This window comes from Amycolatopsis sp. NBC_00345, from assembly GCF_036116635.1.
In the GTDB taxonomy this organism is placed as follows: domain Bacteria; phylum Actinomycetota; class Actinomycetes; order Mycobacteriales; family Pseudonocardiaceae; genus Amycolatopsis.
Map to the genome: position 1 here is coordinate 4,628,666 of NZ_CP107995.1, position 17,340 is coordinate 4,646,005.

The following is a 17,340-nucleotide window of genomic DNA, read 5'->3' on the forward strand; positions in this document are numbered from 1 at the left end:
GAATGATCGGACTGCCCGACACCATCACCGCCTGCCTGTTCGACCTCGACGGCGTGCTGACCGGGACGGCCGTGCTGCACCGCGAGGCGTGGAAACGGACGTTCGACGAGTTTCTGCGCACCCGGGACGGCGAGTCGTTCCAGGAGTTCACCGACCAGGACTACGCGTCCTTCGTGGACGGCCGCCCGCGCGCCGACGGTGTCCGCGAGTTCCTGCGCTCGCGCGGCATCGAGCTGCCGGAGGGCACTCCCGACGACGCCGTCGACGCGCCGACCGTGAACGGCATCGGCAACCGCAAGAACGAGCTGGTCCTGAAGATCATCGAGGAGCGCGGCGTCAACCCGTACCCGGGATCGGTGCGCTATCTGGAAAAGGCGCGCGACGCGGGCCTGAGGATCGCGGTGGTGACCTCCTCGGCGAACGGCGCGAAGGTGCTCGACGCGGCCGAGCTGACGAAGTTCGTCGAGGCCCGCGTGGACGGGCTGGTGATCCGGCGCGACGGCCTCAAGGGCAAGCCCGCGCCCGATTCGTTCCTGGCCGGTGCCAAGGCGCTCGGCGTTACGCCCGAGCACGCGGCGGTGTTCGAGGACGCGCAGTCCGGGGTGCAGGCCGGGAAGGCCGGCGGCTTCGGCTTCGTGGTCGGGGTGAACCGCGCGGACCAGGCGGACGAGCTGCGGGCGCACGGCGCCGACGTGGTGGTCGACGACCTCGCCGACCTGCTGGAGGACTGATGACATCGTACGGTTACGAGTGCTCGCCGTGGGAGCTGCGGTGGTGCGGCCTCGACGTGGATGCCTTGCAGCGCACCGAATCCGCGTTCGCGCTGTCGAACGGCCACATCGGGTTCCGCGGCACGCTGGAGGAAGCGGAGCCGCGCGGGCTGCCCGGCACGTACCTCAACGGCTTCTACGAACAGCACGAACTGCCCTACGCCGAGGGCGGTTACGGCTACCCGGAGGCGGGCCAGACCGTCGTCAACGTGACCGACGGCAAGATCATCCGGCTGCTGGTCGAGGACGAGCCGCTCGACATGCGCTACGGCGCCGCGAACGCGCACGACCGGGTGCTCGACTTCCGCAAGGGCACGCTCAGCCGCACCACCGAGTGGTCCTCCCCCACCGGCCGCCGGGTCCGGGTCAAGACCGAGCGGCTGGTGTCGTTCACGCAGCGGGCCGTCGCCGCCATCCGGTACGAGGTGGAGCCGATGGACGAGGACCTGCAGCTGGTGGTGCAGTCCGATCTGCTGGCCAACGAGCCGGTCGAGTCGGACACGCACGACCCGCGGGTGGCGGCGGCGCTGGACTCGCCGCTGGTGGCGGAGTTCTGCCACGCGTCGGACTACGAGGCGGTGCTCGTGCACCGCACCCGCGTGTCCGGGCTGCGGATGGCGGCCGCGATGGACCACGACATCGAGGTGGACGACGGCATCCGCACGCACATCCACGCCGAGGACGACCTGGCGCGGCTGACCGTGGCCGTCGACGTGCCGCGGGGCGGACGGCTGCGGATCACCAAGTACCTCGCCTACGGCTGGTCCGCGCAGCGGTCGGTGCCCGCGCTGCGCGCACAGGCGGAGGCCGCGCTGGCCGGCGCGCGCCAGACCGGCTGGGACGGCATGGTCGAGGAGCAGAAGCAGTTCCTCGACGACTTCTGGGCGACGTCCGACATCGAGATCGAGGGCGACCCCGAGCTCCAGCAGGCCGTCCGCTTCGCGCTCTTCCACCTGCTGCAGGCCGGTGCCCGCGGGGAGAGCCGCGCGATCCCGGGCAAGGGCCTGACCGGGCCGGGCTACGACGGGCACGCGTTCTGGGACACCGAGACCTTCGTGCTGCCGGTGCTCACCTACACCACGCCGGACGCGGCGCGGGACGCGCTCCGCTGGCGTCACTCCACATTGGACAAGGCCAGGGAGCGCGCGACCCAGCTCGGCCTGCACGGCGCCGCCTTCCCGTGGCGCTCGATCAACGGCGCCGAGTGCTCGGCGTACTGGCCCGCGGGCACGGCGGCGTTCCACGTCAGCGCCGACATCTCCGACGCCGTGGTGCGCTACCTCAACGCGACCGGCGACGAGGACTTCGAGCGCGCCTACGGCGCCGAGCTGCTCGTGGAGACGGCGCGGATGTGGGCTTCGCTCGGGCACTTCGACCGGCACGGGAAGTTCCGCGTCGACGGCGTCACCGGGCCGGACGAGTACTCCGCGGTGGCGGACAACAACATCTACACGAACCTGATGGCGCGGCGGAACCTGCTCGCCGCGGCGGAGGTGTGCACGCGGCTGCCGGACGTCGCGCGGGAGTTCGAAGCGGACACCACCGAACTCGACACCTGGCGCGCGGCGGCCGACGCGATGGTCGTGCCGTACGACCGGGAGCTCGGCATCCACCCGCAGTCGGAGGGCTTCCTGGAGCACGACGAGTGGGACTACGCGGCCACCGAGCCGGACTTCTACCCGCTGCTGCTGAACTTCCCGTACTTCGACCTGTACCGCAAGCAGGTGGTGAAGCAGGCGGACCTGGTGCTGGCGCTGCACCTGTGCGGCGACTCGTTCAGCCCGGAGGAGAAGGCGCGCGACTTCGCCTACTACGAAGCCCGCACGGTGCGCGACTCCTCGCTCTCGGCCGGCACCCAGGCCGTGATCGCCGCCGAGGTCGGGCACCTGGACCTGGCCTACGACTACCTCGCCGAAGCCGCCCTGACCGACCTGCACGACGTGCACAACAACGTCCGCAACGGCCTGCACATGGCCTCGCTCGCCGGTGCCTGGCAGGGCGCGGTGGCGGGTTTCGGCGGGCTGCGCGACCACGGCGGCCAGCTGTCGTTCGCGCCCCGGCTGCCGCGGCAGCTGGGCAGCCTCAAGTTCCGCCTCGCCTTCCGCGGCACGCGGTTCCAGGTCGAGATCACCCACGACGAGGCGATCTACCACGTCCTGGAGGGCGAGCCGCTGGAGCTGGTCCACCACGGCGAGCGCTTCACCGTGACCGAGGACCCGGTGAAACTGCCGATCCCGGCCATCGAACCCGGCCAGCCGCCCCACCAGCCGCTCGGGCGCGCCCCGATGCGGCGCACTCCGGAGCGCGTCCGGCAGTTCGCGGCTCAGCAGAAGTGACGACTATCCAGAAATAACGGCTGGGCAGAAATGACGACTGTGCAGAAGTGACCGCTTGGCGGGGTTAGACAAGACGCAACGTTGCGTCTACTCTAACTCTCATGACACCCACGCTGCACACACCGCAGATCCGCACCGTGCTCGACCGGCTGTTCACCGAGGCCGCCCACGACGACGACCGGTCCCCGGCGGCCGGAAACTTCCACAGCAGCACCGCCAAGGACCGCGCCGACCTGATGGCGGACGTGTACATGCCGATCTCCGCGGCGGGCGGCGATCTGCTCTACGCACTGGTCAGGGCCGGCCGCCCGGAGACCGTCGTGGAGTTCGGCACCTCGTTCGGGATCTCCACCCTGTACCTGGCCGCCGCGGTGGCCGACAACGGCACCGGGCACGTGTTCAGCACCGAACTCAGCCCGGCCAAGATCGCCACCGCCAGGGCCAACCTGGACGAAGCCGGGCTCGGCGGCCACGCAACGATCCTGGCCGGTGACGCCAGGGAAACCCTCGCCGACCTCGCCGGACCGATCGGCCTGGTGCTGCTCGACGGCTGGAAGGACCTGTGCCTGCCGGTGCTGCGGCTGCTGGAGGACCGGCTCGCGCCCGGCGCATTGGTGGTCGCCGACGACGTCACCCTGCCGAGCATGGGCGACTACCTGGACTACGTCCGCACCCCGGCGAACGGGTACGTCAGCGTGGCCTTCCCGGTCGAGGACGGGATGGAGATCAGCTGCCACGCCGCATGAGGCCGGGGACCCCGCTTCAGGAGCGGTGCTCCGACAAACTCGAGGGAACGGTCAGACGGGGCCGGGCTCTTCGGTGCCGGGCGGGCTGTCGACGTCCTTCGTCGAGGCGGGGGTGAGGTCCGGGCCCGGCACGGACGGCACGTCCCCGCGCAGGTGCTGCGGATCGGGCAGGGCGCCAAGGTCGTCTTCCTCGTCGTCGCGGTGGTCACGCGGGAACAGCTCGCTGCGGGGGCTCATGGCTCCGGGATACCCGCTTTTCCCTTACCGCACCAGGGGCGTCACGCGGCCGGACGCGACTGTGACTTTGACTGAGCGGACTTGGACTGCGCGGATTTCGACTGAGCGGACTTGGACCGCGGAGACTTGGACTCGGGCGACTTCGTCTGGGACTTCCCAGGACCGTCCAAGGTCAGCTGGTCCAGCAGGGTGAGCAGCAGCCCGTCACGCGTCGACCACGGGCAGATGCTCACCGGCCCGCCCGCCACGGTCAGCAGCGCCTCCGCGACGATCGCGCCGCCCAGCGCCTGCTCCGCGCGCTGGCGGGTGATGCCGGGCAGCTTCGCGCGCCTCGACGACGGCATCGCCGCCAGCCGCGGGATCCACTCGCGCAGGTCGTCCAGGTACAGCTGGCGGGCCTTGCCCGGCCGGTCGCCCGCCAGGCGCGCCAGCTGCCGCAGCACCTTCGAGCAGCCGACCACCCGGTGGTCGGCGAACTCGGCCGTCACATCGCCCAGCGCGTCGGTCACCTGCTCCAGCGCGTGATCGCGCAGGGCCCGGACCATCTTCGACCGCACCGGCGGCTCGGCCGGCAGCCAGTCGCGCGTGACCGATCGGGCGCCCAGCGGCAGCGAGCGCGCGAACCCGGCGTGCTCGCCGTGGCCCGCGGCCAGCTCCACGGTGCCGCCGCCGATGTCCAGCACCAGCAGCGGGCCGCTCGACGCGCCGTACCAGCGCCGTGCGCCGACGTACGCCAGCTCAGCCTCGCGACGGCCGGAGAGGAACTGCAGCTCGACGCCGGTGTCACGGGCGACCCGGCGGACCACCTCGTGCACGTTCCCGGCGTCGCGGATGGAGGACGTGGCCAGCGGGAAGACGTCGGTGACGCCGTGGCGGGCGGCCGTCGCGGTGGCGGCCTCCACCGCGGCGGAGATCGCGTCGATCCCGCGGCGGGTCAGCCGGCCCTCCTCGTCGAGCTCACGGTCGAGGCGCAGCCGGGTCTGGTGGCTCAGCGCCGGCTCCAGCGGCGTGCCACCTTCCTCGACCACGACAAGCCGCGCGCTGAACGACCCCACGTCCAGCACACCGACAGCGGGCCCCGCGATGCTGTGCACAGTCCGGCCTACCTCGCTTCCGTTCAGGCCCCGTTTTCCCCCTGGACACCTTTCCTACACCCGCAACGGGCGGGATTTCGGCGTAATTACGGCTTTTCCGCGAAGGAACGGCGGCATTTTTCCGTCCCCACGCACCGGCCGATCACGGAAGAATAACCCAGTCAGACGTTTGACCAGCGCGGCGCCCACGCCCGGACGTGACGGAGCACACACGGAAAAGGGGCGAAGACCCGCAGGTCCCGCCCCTTTTCCGACGATATTCACACCGGCCGGCCGCTCAGCCGATGAGTTCCTTGAGTTTCGCGACGACGGCGACCCGCGCCTCACGGCCGGGCAGCAGCGGGCTGACGTTCAGCGTGGTCACCCCGGCCTCGGCGAACGCCGCCAGCCGCTCCTTGACGTAGCCGGCCGGGCCGACCAGCGAGATCGCGCGCAGCAGCTCCACCGGCACCGCCGCGGCGGCCTCGTCCTTCTTGCCGTCGAGGTAGAGGTCCTGGATCAGCTTGGCCTCGGCCTCGTAGCCGTAGCGGACGGCCAGGTCGTTGTAGAAGTTCCGGCCGCGCGCGCCCATGCCGCCGACGTACAGCGCGACGAGCGGGCGGACCTGGTCCAGCAGGTGGTCGACGTCGTCGCCGATGGCCAGGGCCGGGGCCGCGTACACGTCCAGCTCGCCCAGCGCCGGGTCACGCTTGGCCTTGCCCTCGGCGAGTGACGGGCCCCAGACGTCGGCGGCCTTCTCCGGGTGGAAGAAGATCGGCTCCCAGCCCTCGGCCAGCTCGGCCGTGAGCGCCACGTTCTTGGGGCCGAGCGAGGCGAGCAGGATCGGGATGCGCTCGCGCACCGGGTGGTTGATCAGCTTGAGCGGCTTGCCGAGGCCGGTGCCCTGGTCCGCGGGCAGCGGGATCTGGTAGTGCTTGCCGTCGTGGACCACGCGCTCGCGGCGCCACACCTGGCGGCAGATCTCGATGATCTCCCGGGTGCGGGCCAGCGGCGCGTCGTACTTCACCCCGTGGAAGCCCTCGATGACCTGCGGGCCGGACGCGCCGAGGCCGAGCGTGAACCGCCCGTTGGAGACGAAGTCCAGCCCGGCCGCGGTCATCGCGGTGAGGCTCGGCGTGCGGGTGTAGATCTGGAAGATCCCGGACGCCAGCTCGACCCGCTCGGTCTTCGCGGCCAGGTAGCCGAGCTGGCTGACCGCGTCGAAGCTGTAGGCCTCGGGCACGAACGCGATGTCCAGCCCGACTTTCTCCAGCTCCACGACGTCCGCGACGCTCTCGGCGAAGCCACCCGAGTAGTTGAGTCCCGTCCCGATCCGCATCCTTGCCTCATTCCGCACAGGGTTTACCGGCTAAGCGCCCGCTCATGTCTACCACGAAGCCCCGGACGACCTCGCGTAGTGGCCGGGCGCGACACCGGTGAACCGGCGGAACGCGGTGGCGAACGCACTGGCCGACCCGTACCCGACGGTGCGGGCGACCTCGTCGATCGTCCGGCCGCGGGCGAGCGCGTCCTTGGCCAGCGCCATCCGCCAGGCCAGCAGGTACGAGATCGGCGTCCGGCCGACCCGAGCGGAAAACCGCTCCGCGAACACCGACCTCGACAGATGCGCCGCGGCGGCCAGCGAGGCGACAGTCCAGGACCGGGCGGGGTCGGCATGCAGCGCACCCAACGCGGCGGCGACGGGTGGGTCGGCCAGGCCGGAGAGGAGGCCCGGGGCCGGGTTTTCACGCGGAGCCGGGGTGGCCGGAGTCGCCGGGGTGCTGCTGCCCGCTGGGCTTCCTTCTGTCATGGGGGTTTCGCGCGAGTCCGGGGCCGGCGGGGTGCTGCTGCTCGCCGGATTCCCTGCCGCCATGGGGATTTCGAGTGGGTCCGGGCTTCCGTCTCCGCCCGGCCCGGCTCTCAGCGCCTCGACCAGCATGACCTCCACCAGCCGGGGCAGGACGAACCCCGCACCGGGCCGATCGGCGGCGGCTTCGTCGCCGAGCAGGTCCAGCAGCTGCGAGATGCGGCGCGCGCCGCGGTCGGAGCCGTGCAGGTGGACCAGGGCTGGCACGAGATCCAGCAGCAGCGCCGAATTGGCCGGATCGAGCAGGAAGTGCCCGCCGATCAAGCGGACTGGGCCGGCGTCCGCCGCGTCACCGCCGTTGCCGACGGTGATCGAGTTGTCCTGGGCGCCGTCGAGCAGGGCTTCGCCGTCCTGGGGCGAGACGCCGGGAGCGCTGGCGAAGGTGAACGCGGGCGGGCCGCACAGCAGCAGGAAATCCCCCGCGGCCAGGGCTCGGGGCGGGCCGTCACTCAAGAGGAGACAGTGGCCGTCGGACACCATGCCGAAGTTGACGTCGCTGTTGCCCGGGAAGCGGACGGCCCAGTCGCCGGCTCCTTCGATCCGCTTCCACAGCACGGCACGGGGGCGGATCAGGCCGACGAGATCGGCCAGTGGATCAGTCATTCGGACGCTCGCTCATCAATAGCGGACTCTCGATGATAGACAGTCCGGCCGCGCACTCGCAGGCTGGAGGCATGACCGAAACATCGCGCTCCACCGTCCTGATCACCGGCAGCTCGTCCGGCTTCGGCCGCGCGACCGTCCACTTGTTCCGCGCCCGCGGCTGGAACGTCGTCGCCACAGCGCGGCGCGCGGACGCCTGGGCGGACGAGCCGCCGGCCGAAGACCTGCTGGTCTGCTCCCTCGACGTCACCGACGCCGGATCCATCGACGCGGCCGTCACTGCGGCCGTGGCCCGCTTCGGCCGTCTCGACTGCGTCGTCAGCAACGCGGGCGCCGGGCTGCTCTCGGTCTTCGAGAGCACGCCGATGACAACCGTGCGGGATCTGTTCGACACCAACGTTTTCGGGATGATGGTGGTCACCCGGGCCGCGCTGCCGCACCTCGCGGCGCACGGCGGGCGCGTGGTCACCGTGGCGTCCGGCTCCGGCATCGTGCCCGAGCCGCTGATGTCGGTGTACTCCGCGACGAAGTTCGCCGTCGAGGGTTTCACCGAGTCGCTGCGCCACGAACTCATCGGCCGCGGCGTCGGCGTCAAGCTCGTCGAGCCCGGGCTGGTCCGGGAGACGAACTTCGTCCAGCGCACCACCGAGACCTCCCTCGCCGTGCCCGTGCCGCCCGGTTACGAGGACTACTTCGCCCAGGTGGTGGCGGGTTACCAGCAGGAGTCGCCGTACCGGCTGGCCACGGAGTCCGATGTGGCCGAAGCCATCGTCACCGCGGCCACCGACGACACCAGCCGGCTGCGCCACGTCGTCGGCGAGGACACCGAAGTGTCCGCCCGCCAACGACGGGAAACGTCCGAAAAGGACTACAACGACTGGGCCCTCGCCCGGTCCGGCGCCACCGGCTGACGACCGGCGGCTGGCGCCCGACGGCGCGCGGCGGCTGGCTGCTGACTGTTGCTGGCGGCTGACGGCGCGCGGCGGCTGACCGCTGGCTGCTGCTGGCGGCGACTGCTGCTGCTGCTGGCGGCTCACGACCAGCTGCTGGCGGCTCACGACCGACGGCTCAGTGCGGCACCACCCGCCCGCGCACGTCGCCGAAGCCGATCCGCCCGCCGCCGAAGCCGGGCGCGGTCGCGCTGATCACGACCTCGTCGCCGTCCTCCACGAAGGTCCGCGTCTCGCCGCCGGCCAGCTCGAACGGCTCCCGCCCGCCCCAGCTCAGCTCCAGGAACGAGCCGCGCTGCTCCTTCGCCGGTCCCGTGACCGTGCCCGACGCGTAGAGATCGCCGGTCCGCAGGCTCGCGCCGTTCACGGTCAGGTGCGCCAGCTGCTGCGCCGCCGTCCAGTACTGCGTGGCGAACGGCGGGCTGGACACGAGGTGCCCGTTGAGCCGGATCTCCAGCGCCAGGTCCAGCCCCCACGGCTCGGCGCCGCGCAGGTACTCGAACGGCTCGGGGTCCTGCGGGGGCTGCGGCACGCGGGCGTGCTCCAGCGCGTCGAGCGGCACGATCCACGGCGACACCGAGGTGGCGAACGACTTGCCCAGGAACGGCCCCAGCGGCTGGGACTCCCAGCCCTGCAGGTCGCGCGCGGACCAGTCGTTCACCAGGCACACGCCGAAGACGTGCTCGGCGAAGTCCCCGACCGGCACGGGCGTGCCCATGGTGGACGGGGTGCCGACGACAAAGCCGACCTCCGCCTCGATGTCCAGCCGCTTCGACGGCCCGAACGACGGCTCGGCGGCCTGGCGCGCCTTGCGCTGCCCGCTCGGCCGGACCACGGGCGTGCCGGACACCACCACGGTGCCGGCCCGGCCGTGGTAGCCGATCGGCAGGCGCTTCCAGTTCGGCGGCAGCCGGGCCTCGGCGCCGCCGAAGATCCGGGCGGCGTTGAGCGCGTGCTGCTCGCTCGAGTAGAAGTCGACGTAGTCGGCGACCTCGAACGGCAGGTGGTTCGTGACCTCCGAGCGCGGCACCAGGTGCGCCCCGGCCTGGTCGGCGTAACGCGGCTCGGTCAGCCACTCCCGGACCTGCCCGCGCACCGCCCGCCAGGTCGTGGCACCCGCGGCCAGCAACGGGTTCAGCACCCCGCCGTCGAGCAGCCGAGCGAACGGCGCCGCGGCCTCCTCCGCCGCCGCGGACAGGTCGAGCACGTGCTCCCCCACCGCGACGCCGACACGACGGGCGAGCTCGCCCCCGCGCGAGAACACGCCGTACGGCAAGTTGTCCAGGCCGAACGGAGTGTCCTCGGCGAGGTCGAGCCAGGTCACTGCGGATCTCCTCCTACCGGCGGGCGCGGGCCGAAACCCACTCCGTCACCAGATCGTCCAAAGTAGACAGCGGAAGGATCCCGTTGCCCAGCACCACGTCGTGGAACTCGCGGATGTCGAAGTCCTCGCCCAGCGCCCGCTCGGCCTCAGCGCGCACGCGCTGGATCTCCAGCCGCCCCACCATGTAGCCGAGCGCCTGGCCGGGATTCGCCACGTAGCGGTCCACTTCGGCCTCGATCTCGAGCTTCGCCATCGGCGTGTTCTCGACCAGGTAGTCGATGGCCCGCTGACGGCTCCAGCCCAGCGCGTGCAGACCGGTGTCGACCACCAGCCGCCCGGCCCGCATCGAGTCCTGCGTGAGCATGCCCAGGCGGGTGATGTCGTCGAGGTAGAGGCCCATCTCGTCGGCGAGCCGCTCGGCGTAGAGGCCCCAGCCCTCCAGGTACGCGGTGAACGGCACGACGCGCCGCAGCATCGGCAGGCCGGTCAGCTCCTGTACGAAGGAGAGCTGGAAGTGGTGCCCCGGCACGGCTTCGTGGAACGCTATGGCCTCACTGGTGAACCGCGGCCGCGAACTAGCCTCGTACGTGTTGGCGTAGTACGTGCCCGGGCGCGAGCCGTCGAAGGAGGGCGGCAGGTAGTAGGCGATGGTGCCGCTCGCCGCCTCGGTCTCGGCCACCGGCTCCACTACGCACCGAGCCGCCGGGACGCGGGAAAACCATTCCGGCGCAACGGCTTCCGCCCGGGAGATCGCGGCACGGGCACCGTCGAGCAGCTCCTCACCGTCACGCCAGCGCAGCTCGGGGTCCGACCGCAGCCGTTCGAAGATCTCTGCCAGGTCCGCCGTGCCGAACACCTTGGTGCCCAGCTCGCGGTACTCCGCCGCCAGCCCCTCGGCGACCCGCAGACCGGCGTCGTGCAGTTCCTGCGCGGTGCGCTCGGTGGTGGTCTCCGCGCGGATCAGGCCCTGGTACTTCTCCTGCCCGCCGGGCAGGTGCCCGAGGCCCGGCTCGGTCTCCGGCTTGGCGACTGGCAGCGCCTCGTCGGCGAGGAAGGCGCGGTAGCGCGCGAAGGCGGGGTGCACCACCTCGGCCAGCAGGCGGTCGCGCTCCTCGGCGAAGCCCTCGACCTCCACCAGAGGCGTGAGCCGCAGCGAGTCGGTTTCGGCGTCGAGGTAGCGGTCGACGTAGCCGATCCCGATGCGCACCAGGAAGTCCGGCGCCACCAAGCCTTCGGCCATGGTGGCGCGCTGAGCCTCGATCACCGCGTCGAGGAAATCGCCGAGCGCGCCGAGCCGGCTGAGGTAGCCGCGAGCCTTCTCCTCGTCTTCCGGCGTCAGCTGGGGCAGGATCATCAGCAGGTACAGCACGGGCGAGCTGAAGCTGTCGCTCACGGCGAAGCCGGACACGCGCGAGTCGATCGAGTCGATCGCCCCACGGGCGCGCGTGATCACCACATCGCGGGTCACGACCTCCGCGCTGGTCAGGCCGGCGCGGTCGATCGCCTCGGCGCGCGCGGCGATGCCGTCGTAAGTGGCGCGATACCGCTGCGCCGCGGCAAGGCTGGGGTCGCCGAGCTTGTCGTGGTCACCGGGCAGGCCGTAGATCGTGCGATCGAGCGGCTCGCGCTCGAAGTCCAGCTCCAGGAGTTCCTCGGCCAGCCCGTTGACGGTGTCGCCGTGCCCGGCCACCCACTCGGAGACCACGGCGTCCAGCACCGACAGCGGCAGCGCGCCGCCGGAGAGCACGACGTCGTGGAACGCGCGCACATCGAAACGGCTCCCGAGGCGGGCCTCGGCGGCGGCGCGGACGCGCTGGATCTCCAGCCGCCCCACCAGGTATGCGAGCGCCTGTCCCGGATAGCCGATGTAACGGTCGACCTCGGCTTCGATCTCGACGGGCGCCATCGGCGTGTTCTCGACCAGGTAGTCGATCGCCCGCTGACGGCTCCAGCCCAGCGCGTGCAGACCGGTGTCGACCACCAGCCGCCCGGCCCGCATCGACTCCAGGGTGAGCATGCCGAGCAGGGAGACGTCGTCGGAGTACAGGCCCATTTCGTCGGCGAGGCGCTCGGTGTAGAGGCCCCAGCCCTCGGTGTAGGCGGTGAAGTCGCCGATCCGGCGCAACAGCGGCAGGTCGGTCAGCCCCAGCGCCGTGCTCAGCTGGAAGTGGTGGCCCGGGATCGCCTCGTGGAACGCCGTGGCCTCGGCCGTGTGCCGGAAGCGCTCGGTGGCCTCGTAGGTGTTGGCGAAGTAGGTGCCCGGCCGGGAGCCGTCGGTGGCGGGCAGCATGTAGTACGCGGGCGGCGCGCCGGGCGCGGAGTCCTCCGGGACCGCCTCGACCGTCCACGGCTGCTCCGGGATCCGGCCGAACCATTTCGGGGACTCGGCGGCCGCGCGGGTGATGGCCGCGCGGGCGGTGTCGAGCAGCTCGCCGGCGCTGGACCAGCGCAGCTTCGGGTCGGTGCGCAGCCGGTCGAAGATCTCGGGCAGCTCCCGCGTGCCGAACACCCGCGCGCCGAGTTCGCGGTACTGCTCGGCCTGGCCCGCGATCACTTCGAGGCCGGTGTCGTGCAGTTCCTGCGGGCCGCGCGCGGTGGTGGTGTGCAGGCGGGCGAGACGGGCGTAGATCTCGTCGCCGCCGGGCAGCCAGGAGACGCCGGCCTTGTCGTCCGGGCGGCCGTGCTGCACGACTTCGGCCGCGAGGAAGTCGCGGTACTCCTGGAAAGCCGGGCGCACGACGTCGCGCAGCAGCTCCTCGCGCCGGGCCGCGAACTCGTCGTCCGGCGCGGGCTGGCGCAGCAGCGGGTCGCCCGCGGCCTCGGCGAGGTAGCGGTCCAGGTGGGCGATGGCGCCCCGCACCAGCCGCGCGACCGGCACCCGCCCGGCCGCGATGCCCGCGCGGTGCCGTTCGGCGACCGCGCGCAGGTACGCCGGGATCTCGGCGAGCCGCCCGAGGTGCGCCTCCGCCGACGACCCGGCCGCGACGGACACCATCGGCAGCGACGACAGCAGCCCGGCCGCGGGCGCGACGAACAGGTCGCTGAGGGTGAACTCGGTGGAGTGGCTGCCGATCAGGTCCAGCCGGCCCTCGATGGAGCGGACCAGGACGTCACGCGTCACGCGGTCCTCGCCGGACAGGCCCGCGGCCTCGACCGCGCGAGCCCGCTCCAGCAGTGCGGACAGCCGCCCGCAGTGCGCGGCCTCGGCCTCGGCGCTCGGATCGCCGAGGCCCGGCGCGTCCGGCCGGATGCCCAGCAACGCGGCGGAAAGCGGCTCGACGGCGAACAATTCGTCGACGAACTCGTCGGCGAGATCGGTGACGACGGTCATGGATTCGGACCCCCAGGTTCGGTGGCGCAGATGCGTTTCCGACCCTAATGGAGATCCGCCCCGCGAGGGGCCGCATGGCACGAGAGTCCCGTTCACGCTGGGAGAACGGCGCTTTTGGACCTCCGGTGTCACTCCGCGTGTGGGCTGGGCCGCGGTGGGAGCCGGTCGCGGGTGGGCCGGGGGTGGCTTGGGTGGGGAGGCGGTGCGGTGGGTGACGGGTGGGGGGTCGGGTGAGCGGGGTTCGGACGGGGCGAGGGTTTGGGACGGGCGGGTTCAGGTGGATCGCGGCGCCGCGGGGCGAGGCCAGTGACGGGCGGGGCAGGAGCGGGCCGGGACACGGGCGGGTTTGGGCGCGATCCGGGGTGGTGAGGCGGTAGCGTTCGGGGAGTGGCCGTGACCGATCCCGTCGACATTCGCCTGCTCGCCGCGCTCGCTGATCTCGGCAAGACCGCTGTGCACGAGCTGGCGGCCAAAGTCGGGATGGATCCGCGGGAGGTCGCGTATCGGCTGGTCGCGCTGTCCGGGAGCGGGCTGCCTCTGCTGGTCGGCGTCGAGAGCGACCCCAGTGGGCTGCGGGCCGCGATCTCGGCCGCACCGCCGTCGTGGGCTCAGCCGGGGGCGCAGCAGCCGTCGTCGGGGCGGATGCCGTCCCAGCAATCGCCGGCTCAGCAGCCGCAGGCCCAGCAACAGCCATCCCAGCAGCCGCAGTCCGGGCCGATGCCCTCCGGGTCAGTGCCCTCCGGGTCAGTGCAGCCGGGGTCAGTGCAGCCGGGATCGATGCCGCCTGGGTCGATGCAGCCCGGGTCGGTGCCATTCCCGCAGCAACACGCATCCCCGCAGCAACCTCAGCCGCACCAGTCCCAGCAGCTGCCGCCCCAGCAGTACCTGTCCCCGCAACAGCCGCAGCCGGGACAGGCACCTCAGCAACAGCCGCAGTCCGGGCAGGTGCCCCAGCAACAATCGCAGCCGGGGCAGATGGCCCAGCAACAGCCGACGTCCGGGCCGATGGCCCAGCAGCAACAGCTGTCCGGCGGGTTTCCCGGGGCCGGGGCCGCGATGGCGCCGCTCCCCTACGGACAGAGCGGACAAGGCGGGCAAGGCGGGCAGAGCACGCAGGGCGGCCCAGCCGTCCACGGTGGACCATCCGGCCCCTACGCAGTCCAAGCCACCCCCTCCGGCGTCTACCCGGGCGCACCCCAACCTCAGCCCCAACCGGGCGCGGTCTCCGGCCCGTACTCAGGAGTGCCCGGCTCCGGCTCCGGCCCATACGCGGTCCAGGGCACCCCCTCCGGCCACTACCCCGGCGCCCCGGCGCAGCCCAACCCCCTCGTGAGCACCTGGGGAGTACCGCAGACGGCGTCCTGGGCGCGCGGCGACGAACCGCGCCGGACCGGGCCGCCCGGGGGTAAGCAGGGACGGATCGGCGAGGTGCTGGCGACCGAGGGGCTGGAGGGCGAGCAGCTCACCGTGCAGCTGCTGGAAGTCCAGGACCCGGCGGACTACCTGTTCGGCGCGGCCGGCTACCGGCTCGAGGAGGGCGAGCGGTCCGTGGTGGTGCACACCGAAATCACCAACCGCGGCTCGGTCGGCTTCGCGTCGCTGCCCGACAATTACCTCGAACTCGTCACCGACGAAGGCGCGACGGTCGGCAAGGCGCCGGTTTCGCTCACCTCGCGCCCGCCGCACAAGATCGGCGTCCGCCCGGGCGAGACGCTCGGCGGGCACACCGTCTACATCCTCCCGGACGCCACCCGCGTGGTCTCGGTCCGCTGGAGCCCGCGCCCCGAGCCGGACGATCGCACGCTGACCTGGGCGGTCGAGGGCTAGTTCTCGTCGCGCAGGAGCTGCAGGGCGTTGGCCAGGTCGTCCGGGTACTCCGATTCGAACTCCACCCAGCGGCCGTCGGCCGGGTGCGCGAAGCCGAGCGTGCGGGCGTGCAGCCACTGGCGGGTCAGGCCCAGCTTGCGCGCCAGCACCGGGTCGGCGCCGTAGGTGAGGTCGCCGACGCACGGGTGGCGCAGCGCGGAGAAGTGGACGCGGATCTGGTGCGTCCGGCCCGTCTCCAGCTTGATGTGGGCGAGCGACGCGGCGCGGAACGCCTCCACCACCTCGTAGTGGGTCACGCTCGGGCGGCCGCCCGCGACCACGGCGAACTTGTAGTCGTGCCGGGGGTGGCGGTCGATCGGGGCGTCGATGGTGCCGCGCGTCGGGTCCGGGTGGCCCTGGACCACGGCGTGGTAGCCCTTGTCGACGGTCCGCTCCTTGAACGCGCGCTTGAGCACCGTGTACGCGTGCTCGCTCTTGGCCACCACCATCACGCCCGTGGTGCCGGCGTCGAGCCGGTGCACGACCCCCTGGCGCTCGGCCGCGCCCGACGTCGCGATCCGCAGCCCCGCGGCCGCCAGCCCGCCGACCACCGTCGGCCCGGTCCAGCCCGGGCTCGGGTGCACGGCGACGCCGACCGGCTTGGAGATCACGACGATGTCGTCGTCGTCGTGCAGGATCCGCATGCCCTCGACGGGCTCGGCGACGATCTCGACCGGGTTCGCCGGCTCGGGCAGCGTCACCTCCAGCAGTCCGCCGGCGGCGAGCCGGTCGGACTTGCCTGCGGGCTGGCCGTCCAGCAGCACGTCACCGGCCGCCGCGAGTTCCGCGACGACCGTGCGCGAGAGGCCGAGCAGCTTGGCCAGCCCGGCGTCCACGCGCATCCCGTCGAGCCCGTCGGGGACGGGCAGCATCCGGGCGCTCACGCGGATTCCTCTTTCTTGACGCGGGTGGAGGTGCCGTCGTAGTCCTTGCCGAGCAGCGACAGCAGGACGATCAGCACCCCGCCGCAGCAGATGGCCGAGTCGGCGATGTTGAAGATCGCGAAGCCCTCGCCGTTCGGGGCGAAGGCCGAGATGAAGTCGACGACGTGGCCGCGCAACGGGCCGGGGGCGCGGAAGATGCGGTCGGTCAGGTTGCCGAGCGCGCCCGCCAGCACCAGGCCGAGCCCGATCGCCCAGCCGACCGAGCGCAGCCGCCGCGACAGCCACACGATGGCGACCACGACGGCCGCCGCGACCAGCGCGAGCACCCACGTCATGCCGGTGGCCATGGAGAACGCGGCGCCGGGGTTGCGGATCACCTGCAGGTAGATCAGCCCGCCGAGGATGCGGACCGGCTCCTTGCCCTCCAGGTTCGCGGCCACCAGGTTCTTCGTCACCAGGTCGATCGCCCAGAGCAGCACGGCGACGGCGAACACCAGCCCGACCCGGCGCTTGGGCAACGGGGCGGCGGCCGGCTCGGCCTCGGGCTCCGGCGGAGTGACGGCCTCGGCCGCAGCCGGTTCGGGGGCCTCGGCGGGCTTCGCGACGTCGTGTTCGGACGAGGAGGACTCGGTGCTCACCCGACCATTGTCCACGTTACGGGCTCAGCCGGTCCCGGCGGCAGGCCGCGGACGCCACTTCGCGGGCCCGGCGACCGCCGCGAACGCCGCCGCCAGCAGTACCGCGCCCGACAGCACGACCCCGGCGAGCGACGGCATGAGCACCGCGGCGAGGACCGCGAACAGCACGGAAACGACCAGCACGAACACACTGCGTTCGTGCCAGGCGAGCACCAGCAGCCCGAGCGCCGCGAGCGCCGGGCCGCGCACCTCGGCCGTGAGGCCGAACTGCGCGAACGCGAGCAGGTCGAGCAACGGCACAGCCAGCACCCCGCCCACCAGCGCCAGCACGAACCGGCCGGTGCGGTACGGCGTCCCGGCCCGCCGGGCGGCGACCGCGTATCCGACGAGGACGGCGGCCACCACGAGCGCGAGCATGATCAGCCAGCTGTTCGAGGGCGCGAACGTCGCCGGCATGGACGTCGCCGGGACCACGGGCGGCTGGCTGTAGGCATACACCGTTGTCTGCCCGGATCCGACCTCGGCGGGCGCCAGCCGCGCCGTGGCCTGCAATGTCGCAGCGACCTCACCCTGCACTGCCACCGCGACGTCGTAGGCCCGGTGCGGATCCGGCGCCGCGGCGCGCTGCGCCCCGATCAGCACCAGCTCGGCGAAACCCAGTAAGGCCAATGGAAACGCGTACCGCGGCGGTCTCCCCATGCGGGGAGCCTAGCGG

14 protein-coding genes are annotated in these 17,340 nt (G+C 72.2%); 5 read left to right on the top strand and 9 right to left on the bottom strand.

The genetic code is table 11. The features are described from left to right. The first annotated feature begins 2 nt into the window (after positions 1-2). From OG943_RS20420 to OG943_RS20430, 3 genes are all read left to right on the top strand, one after another. Positions 3-731, top strand: coding sequence for an HAD family hydrolase (locus tag OG943_RS20420; protein ID WP_328611386.1), 729 nt, complete (start codon positions 3-5; stop codon positions 729-731). After that, on the top strand, positions 731-3,106 hold the full coding sequence (locus tag OG943_RS20425) for a glycoside hydrolase family 65 protein (RefSeq protein WP_328611387.1): 2,376 nt from the start codon (positions 731-733) through the stop codon (positions 3,104-3,106). The genes OG943_RS20420 and OG943_RS20425 overlap by 1 nt, the downstream gene beginning before the upstream one ends. Positions 3,107-3,207: 101 nt before the next feature. After that, positions 3,208-3,852, top strand: coding sequence for an O-methyltransferase (locus tag OG943_RS20430; protein ID WP_328611388.1), 645 nt, complete (start codon positions 3,208-3,210; stop codon positions 3,850-3,852). 51 nt (positions 3,853-3,903) lie between these two features. On the opposite strand, the gene OG943_RS20435 is transcribed toward OG943_RS20430, so the two are convergent. The 4 genes from OG943_RS20435 to OG943_RS20450 form a co-directional block, all read right to left on the bottom strand. Next, positions 3,904-4,089, bottom strand: coding sequence for a hypothetical protein (locus tag OG943_RS20435; protein WP_328611389.1), 186 nt, complete (start codon positions 4,087-4,089; stop codon positions 3,904-3,906). Positions 4,090-4,130: 41 nt separating this feature from the next. Then, positions 4,131-5,183 carry a Ppx/GppA phosphatase family protein gene (locus OG943_RS20440; RefSeq protein ID WP_328611390.1) on the bottom strand — a complete coding sequence of 351 codons (1,053 nt, stop codon included), beginning with the start codon at positions 5,181-5,183 and terminating at the stop codon, positions 4,131-4,133. A gap of 277 nt (positions 5,184-5,460) precedes the next feature. Further along, the gene (locus OG943_RS20445) at positions 5,461-6,501 is read right to left on the bottom strand and encodes an LLM class F420-dependent oxidoreductase (RefSeq protein ID WP_328611391.1); all 1,041 of its coding nucleotides are present in this window, start codon (positions 6,499-6,501) and stop codon (positions 5,461-5,463) included. Between the two features lie 48 nt (positions 6,502-6,549). Beyond that, positions 6,550-7,632 (bottom strand): AraC family transcriptional regulator, encoded by a 1,083-nt coding sequence (locus tag OG943_RS20450; RefSeq protein WP_328611392.1) that lies wholly within the window; start codon positions 7,630-7,632, stop codon positions 6,550-6,552. Positions 7,633-7,703: 71 nt separating this feature from the next. On the opposite strand from OG943_RS20450, the gene OG943_RS20455 reads away from it, so the two are divergent. Then, complete coding sequence (locus OG943_RS20455; RefSeq protein ID WP_328611393.1) at positions 7,704-8,543, top strand: SDR family oxidoreductase; 840 nt, start codon at positions 7,704-7,706, stop codon at positions 8,541-8,543. 157 nt (positions 8,544-8,700) lie between these two features. On the opposite strand, the gene fahA is transcribed toward OG943_RS20455, so the two are convergent. After that, a complete protein-coding gene (gene fahA, locus OG943_RS20460) occupies positions 8,701-9,906 on the bottom strand; it encodes a fumarylacetoacetase (RefSeq protein WP_328611394.1) in 1,206 nt (401 codons plus the stop codon). 13 nt (positions 9,907-9,919) lie between these two features. Further along, on the bottom strand, positions 9,920-13,237 hold the full coding sequence (locus OG943_RS20465; protein ID WP_328611395.1) for a DUF885 domain-containing protein: 3,318 nt from the start codon (positions 13,235-13,237) through the stop codon (positions 9,920-9,922). A gap of 867 nt (positions 13,238-14,104) precedes the next feature. Here OG943_RS20465 and OG943_RS20475 point away from each other — a divergent pair. Further along, on the top strand, positions 14,105-15,064 hold the full coding sequence (locus OG943_RS20475; protein ID WP_442874797.1) for an AsnC family protein: 960 nt from the start codon (positions 14,105-14,107) through the stop codon (positions 15,062-15,064). Here the strand turns inward: OG943_RS20475 and OG943_RS20480 are convergent. Genes OG943_RS20480 through OG943_RS20490 form a run of 3 tightly spaced genes read right to left on the bottom strand, consistent with a single transcriptional unit; the run spans position 15,061 to position 17,324 of the window. Further along, positions 15,061-15,987 (bottom strand): RluA family pseudouridine synthase, encoded by a 927-nt coding sequence (locus OG943_RS20480; protein ID WP_328611396.1) that lies wholly within the window; start codon positions 15,985-15,987, stop codon positions 15,061-15,063. The genes OG943_RS20475 and OG943_RS20480 overlap by 4 nt on opposite strands. After that, on the bottom strand, positions 15,984-16,625 hold the full coding sequence (lspA, locus tag OG943_RS20485) for a signal peptidase II (RefSeq protein WP_442874750.1): 642 nt from the start codon (positions 16,623-16,625) through the stop codon (positions 15,984-15,986). The genes OG943_RS20480 and lspA overlap by 4 nt, the downstream gene beginning before the upstream one ends. A 24-nt stretch (positions 16,626-16,649) precedes the next feature. Continuing rightward, positions 16,650-17,324 carry a hypothetical protein gene (locus tag OG943_RS20490; RefSeq protein WP_328611397.1) on the bottom strand — a complete coding sequence of 225 codons (675 nt, stop codon included), beginning with the start codon at positions 17,322-17,324 and terminating at the stop codon, positions 16,650-16,652. Between the last annotated feature and the right edge of the window lie 16 nt (positions 17,325-17,340).

Bases quoted from the DNA above. Each gene is read 5' to 3' on its own strand.
- OG943_RS20435 (WP_328611389.1), bottom strand. From the start codon at position 4,089: ATGAGCCCCCGCAGCGAGCTGTTCCCGCGTGACCACCGCGACGACGAG.
- OG943_RS20455 (WP_328611393.1), top strand. From the start codon at position 7,704: ATGACCGAAACATCGCGCTCCACCGTCCTGATCACCGGCAGCTCGTCC.
- OG943_RS20445 (WP_328611391.1), bottom strand. From the start codon at position 6,501: ATGCGGATCGGGACGGGACTCAACTACTCGGGTGGCTTCGCCGAGAGC.
- OG943_RS20465 (WP_328611395.1), bottom strand. From the start codon at position 13,237: ATGACCGTCGTCACCGATCTCGCCGACGAGTTCGTCGACGAATTGTTC.
- OG943_RS20425 (WP_328611387.1), top strand. From the start codon at position 731: ATGACATCGTACGGTTACGAGTGCTCGCCGTGGGAGCTGCGGTGGTGC.
- OG943_RS20490 (WP_328611397.1), bottom strand. From the start codon at position 17,324: ATGGGGAGACCGCCGCGGTACGCGTTTCCATTGGCCTTACTGGGTTTC.
- OG943_RS20420 (WP_328611386.1), top strand. From the start codon at position 3: ATGATCGGACTGCCCGACACCATCACCGCCTGCCTGTTCGACCTCGAC.
- OG943_RS20430 (WP_328611388.1), top strand. From the start codon at position 3,208: ATGACACCCACGCTGCACACACCGCAGATCCGCACCGTGCTCGACCGG.
- OG943_RS20450 (WP_328611392.1), bottom strand. From the start codon at position 7,632: ATGACTGATCCACTGGCCGATCTCGTCGGCCTGATCCGCCCCCGTGCC.